The organism is Amycolatopsis dendrobii (genome assembly GCF_014145675.1).
In the GTDB taxonomy this organism is placed as follows: domain Bacteria; phylum Actinomycetota; class Actinomycetes; order Mycobacteriales; family Pseudonocardiaceae; genus Amycolatopsis; species Amycolatopsis dendrobii.
The window spans coordinates 1-5,068 of sequence record NZ_JACGZW010000039.1; the positions used below are offsets into that span (position 1 = coordinate 1).

4 protein-coding genes are annotated in these 5,068 nt (G+C 69.7%); all 4 read left to right on the top strand.

What is annotated here, in order from left to right:
- Nucleotides 1-736 (top strand): OB-fold nucleic acid binding domain-containing protein (locus tag H4281_RS44950; protein ID WP_376772034.1); only part of this gene is annotated, 736 nt, incomplete at its 5' end.
- Entirely contained in the window at nucleotides 736-2,205 is a 1,470-nt protein-coding gene (locus H4281_RS44955; RefSeq protein WP_182896944.1) for an MFS transporter, read from the top strand. The genes H4281_RS44950 and H4281_RS44955, both read left to right, overlap by 1 nt.
- A gap of 509 nt (nucleotides 2,206-2,714) precedes the next feature.
- Entirely contained in the window at nucleotides 2,715-3,524 is an 810-nt protein-coding gene (locus H4281_RS44960; protein WP_182896945.1) for a MerR family transcriptional regulator, read from the top strand.
- Nucleotides 3,525-3,626: 102 nt separating this feature from the next.
- The gene (locus H4281_RS44965; protein ID WP_182896946.1) at nucleotides 3,627-4,817 is read left to right on the top strand and encodes a low temperature requirement protein A; all 1,191 of its coding nucleotides are present in this window, start codon (nucleotides 3,627-3,629) and stop codon (nucleotides 4,815-4,817) included.
- Nucleotides 4,818-5,068 lie beyond the last annotated feature (251 nt).

Genomic DNA, 5,068 nt, shown 5'->3' on the forward strand with positions numbered 1-5,068 from the left:
GTTCGACCTGTTCGGCTCGTTCGGAGCCGACGACGGAGACGCGGCCGAGGCGGCGCCGTCCTCCTCGCCGCTCGCGCACCTCAAGTTCGGCGAGGAGGAGTACCCGCGCAAGCAGCTCCTCGCCTACGAACGAGAAATGCTGGGCCTGTACGTGTCGGCGCACCCGCTCGACGGAGCCGAGCGCATCCTGCGCAAACACGCGCCGAAGCCGATCGCCGCACTGCTCGCCGACCCGCCGAAGGAGGGCGAGGTCGTCATCTCCGGCCTGCTCACCTCGCTCGAACGCCGGGTCAACAAGAAGGGCGAGCCCTGGGCGATCTGCACCGTCGAGGACATGGACGCCGCGCTCGAGGTGCTGTTCTTCGCCAAGGCGTACTCGATGTTCGCCGCGGACCTGGTCGAGGACAACGCGGTGCTGGTGAAGGGCCGGGTCAACTGGCGCGAGGACAAGATGTCGGTGTTCGGCGGCGGGCTCGTGCCGCTGGACCTCTCCGAGATCGGCAACGGCGACGAGGAACCGCCGCTGGTGCTGCTGGCCGCCGCCGAGAAGATCGACCAGGCCGTGGTCAGCGAACTGAAGTCGACGTTGCTGGCGCACAAGGGCGATACGCCGGTGCACCTCAAGCTCGTCGGCAAGAACCAGACGGTCTTCGCGCTTTACGATTACCCGGTGAAGGTCAGTTCGATGCTCATCGGTGAGCTCAAGGGCATCCCTGGGATCACCGCCAACACCTGATGACCGGGGCGGAGCCGGATCCCCGTCGCTGGCGGGCGCTCGCGGTCACTCTCACCGCCGGGTTCATGACGCTGCTGGACGTCAGCATCGTCAACACGGCTCTGCCCTCGATCCAGCGCGACCTCAACACCGGCGCGGGCGCCATCCAGTGGGTGGTCTCGGGCTACGCGCTCGCCTTCGGCCTGGTCCTGGTCACCGGCGGCAGGCTCGGCGACGCGCTGGGCCGCCGCCGGATGTTCCTGATCGCACTGGCCGCGTTCGTCGCGACGAGCGCGCTCGCCGGCGCGGCCCCCGATCCGGCGACGCTCGTCGCCGCCCGGCTGGCCCAGGGCTGCGCCGCGGGCATGCTGACGCCGCAGAACAGCGGCCTGATCCAGGATCTGTTCCGCGGTGCCGAGCGCGGGCGGGCGTTCGGCATGTTCGGCGCGGTCGTCGGCATCTCCACCGCGGTCGGGCCGGTGCTCGGCGGCGTGATCCTCGCGCTGTTCGGCGACCCGGACGGCTGGCGGTGGGTGTTCTACGTGAACGTGCCGATCGGTGCGATCGCGTTCGGGCTCGCGATGAAGCTGCTGCCGCGGACAGACCGGCGGAAACTCCGGCTGCGCACGGAAATCGACTATGCCGGGATCGTGCTGCTGGCCGTCGCGGTGCTCGGCGTGCTGCTGCCGCTCGTGCAATCCGAACGGGGCGGGCTCGGCCGGTTCTGGTGGCTGTTCGGGGTGGCGATCGTCTTCGGCGCCGTCTTCGTGTGGTGGGAACGGCGGGTCGTGCGGAAGAACCGGCCGCCGCTGCTGGACATCCGGCTCTTCACCGGCACCCCGGGCTACGCGAGCGGCGCTGCGGTCGGGGCGCTGTACTTCTGCGGTTTCGCCGGGATCTGGCTGGTGTTCGCGCTCTTCTTCCAGCAGGGGCTCGGGTACACGCCGCTGCAGTCGGGGCTGGCGGTCACGCCGTTCGCACTGAGTTCGGCTGTGACGGCGGCTGTCGCCGGACGGCTCGTGGCCCGGTTCGGCCGGAAGCTGACTGTCCTGGGCCTGAGCATCGTCGCGCTCTCGCTGCTGGCAGTGGGATTGGTCGTGCAACTCGTGCCGCCGTCGGCCGCGGGATTCGCGGTAGCCGGTCCGCTGCTGGTCGGCGGGATCGGCGGCGGGATGGTGATCTCGCCGAATACGACGCTCACGCTCGAATGCGTGCCGAACCGGCTGGCCGGCGTCGCCGGGGGAGCGCTGCAGACCGGCCAGCGGATCGGCACCGCGATCGGCACGGCCGTGCTGGCGTCGGTGTTCGAATCCGTGGTCGCGACCGCCGGGCACCAGACCGCGCTCACCGCGGCGATGTGCTGCGCGGCCGGGCTCACGCTGGTCGCGCTGGCTTTCGCGACCCTGGAACTCCGCGCCCGCCGGCGGCGTGCCATCCTGACGGAGGACCAGCAAGCGGCGCAGTCCGCGGTGAATATTCACCGAACGTGACCACGCAACGCTGATCTTCCCTATTCAGTGAGCTACTTACCGCCACCAGGTGATACTCCATCCGGGTGACAGGTGACCTTCGGCCCTAGTGCTACTCAGAGCAACCGAGTAGACCTTATGGAGCCTTCAAAACGGCGCTTTGGCTACCTACAGTGGCAATCCGTTCGATCGACCGGGGATGGGTCGATCGGCCGAGCGGCCCGGGAGTCCGAAGTTCCGGGGAATGGACACCCGGAGTCGCATCCCGGTACGAAATTCGTCGGCGTCCGCGGGGGACCGTACGGCGAATCGCCGGGGCACTGCCCGGAGTGGCCGGTCGAGTGCGTGCGAAGGCAACGGGGCGGGCCCGGGCGAGGGGGAACCGGGCCCGCCCGTCTTTCTCCCTTCCCCGCCCTCGCCGCCCGCCTTCCCCTCGGTTCCGCGAGGGACCGGAACGCCGGGGCCGCCGCGCTTGACCTTCCCCTCGGGACCGGCCCCACGCTCAGGGTGTTCCGAACGAGGGAGAACCCATGACGGACCTGCTGACCATCGGCGCGTTCGCGCGCCTGGCCCGCCTTTCGCCCAAAGCGCTGCGGCTGTACGACGAGATGAACCTGCTGCCGCCTGCCCGCGTCGACCCGGACACCGGCTACCGCTGGTACTCGCCGGACCAGCTCGACCGGGCCCGGCAAGTCGTCCAGTTGCGCCGGATCGAAATGCCGCTGCCGCGGATCCGGACCGTCCTCGACCTGCCGCCGGAAGCCGCGGCGGCCGAGGTCCGCGCGTACTGGGAGGAGCAGGAGCGCGAGTGGCGCGCCAAGCAGGAACTCGCCGGGTTCTTCCTCGACCGACTGGCCGGGAAGGAAACCCCGATGTACGACGTGTCCGTCCGCGAAATGCCCGCCCGCACGCTGCTCGTCGCCTCCGAGCACCTGACCGCCGACCGGATCGGCGCGTTCGCCGCCCCGCTGTTCGCGTTCTTCGGCGGCCCGGCGGTCCCGCGCCCGGAAGGCAGCGCCGGGCGGCCGTTCCTGCGCTACCACGGGGAAATCGGCAATGACAGCGACGGCCTGGTCGAATTCTGCTGTCCGATCGACCCTGACGGCGGTGAGATCGCCTTCCCGGAGATGACGCTCAGCACCGACGACGCGGGCCGCGAGGCGTACGTCACCGTGCCGAAGGCGAACATGATGACCGCGCTCGGCGCCGAGTCGCTGCACCGCTGGCTGACCGACCGCGACGTGCAGGCCGACTGGAAGCCGCGCCAGATCTTCCTGTGCGATCCCGGTCAAGCAGGCCCCGACGATCCGGTCTTCGAACTGGCGGTCCGGCTGCGCTGAGACGTCCGGTTTCACCCGGTTCCGGCTGCTCGGGGATGTCGCGCTCGCGTCGCGCCGTCGATCATGTTGGGATGGCCGCGTTCTGCGGAAAGGGGAGCGCACATGGCCCACGAGTCATTGCCGGGCAACCGGATCCGGGTGTGGTACCGGCCGATGCGGCCACGCGACACCAGCGAAGGACACCGCGCGTCGACGCCGCTGGAGCTGCTGTTCGACCTGTGTTTCGTGGTCGCGGTCGGCCAGGCCGCCGCGCAGTTGCACCACGCGCTGTCCGAGGGGCACGTCGGGCACGGGGTGCTCAGCTTCGGGATGGTGTTCTTCGCGATCTGGTGGGGCTGGCTGAACTTCAGCTGGTTCGCGTCGGCGTTCGACACCGACGACGTGCCCTATCGGCTGGCTACCCTCGTCCAGATCGCCGGCGGCCTGACCGTCGCGGCCGGCGTGGACAAAGCCTTCGGGGGCGACTTCACGATCGTGGTCATCGGGTACGTCCTGATGCGCCTGGCCGCGGTCGCGCAGTGGCTCCGCGCGGCGCGGCAAGCACCGGAAGTCCGCACGACCGCGTACTTCTACGCGGCGGGCATCACGCTCTGCCAGATCCTGTGGATCGCCCGGCTGGCGCTGCCCGGCACCGCGGGGTTCGTCAGCTTCTTCGTCATCCTGCTTCTGGAACTCGCGGTGCCCGCGGTCGCCGAGGCCCGGACGACCACGCCGTGGCACTCGCATCACATCGCCGAGCGGTACGGGCTTTTCACGCTGATCGTGCTCGGCGAAACCGTGCTCAGCGCGACCAACGCGGTGAAAGAGGGGATCGCGGAGGGCGAGCACACCGGGGAACTGGTGTCGCTGGCTGTCGCCGGCCTGGTCCTGGTGTTCTCGATGTGGTGGCTGTACTTCGACCAGCCCGGGCACGCCCGCCTCGAACGCGGCAACTCGCGGTGGACCGCGTTGAGCTGGGGATACGGCCACTACCTGATCTTCGGTTCGGCCGCGGCCGTCGGCGCCGGGCTGGAACTGGCGGTCGGCTTCGACAGCGGGCAGGCGCACGTCAGCGGCATCGTGACCGCGCTGGCCGTGACGATCCCGGTCGCGGTCTTCCTGGTGAGCGTGTGGCTGCTGCACATCGGCCCGACGAACGAATGCCGTCCGATCGCGATCGGCTTCCCGGCCGCCGCGGTGCTCGTGCTCGCCGCGTCGTTCGGCCCGGCGCCGATCCACGTGACGGCGGTCCTCGCGGCGATCCTCGTCGGGGTCACGGTGATCGCGACGCACGGGGAGCGCGAGCCGGGCTGACCGGGTTCGGGCCGCGGCCGACGGATCGACGCAGGTCAGGGGCTTGGCGCGAAAAAAGGGACCCCCCTGTTCGAGGGCTGTTTCGGGGCGTGTAATGTTCTCTTCGTCGCCAGGGAGACCGGGCGGCCGCCGGGAACACGAACCAAGCTCCCACAGTAGTGGTAGAGTGGGTGGTCCCAAACCTCCGGAGCTGAACCAGCCCCCGACGAAGCCTTGAGCTTCCCAAGGTGTAGAGTTGGACTCCGGAAAAA

Excerpts from the sequence above, each read along its gene's own strand:
- H4281_RS44955 (WP_182896944.1), top strand. The coding sequence starts at position 736 with ATGACCGGGGCGGAGCCGGATCCCCGTCGCTGGCGGGCGCTCGCGGTC.
- H4281_RS44960 (WP_182896945.1), top strand. The coding sequence starts at position 2,715 with ATGACGGACCTGCTGACCATCGGCGCGTTCGCGCGCCTGGCCCGCCTT.
- H4281_RS44965 (WP_182896946.1), top strand. The coding sequence starts at position 3,627 with ATGGCCCACGAGTCATTGCCGGGCAACCGGATCCGGGTGTGGTACCGG.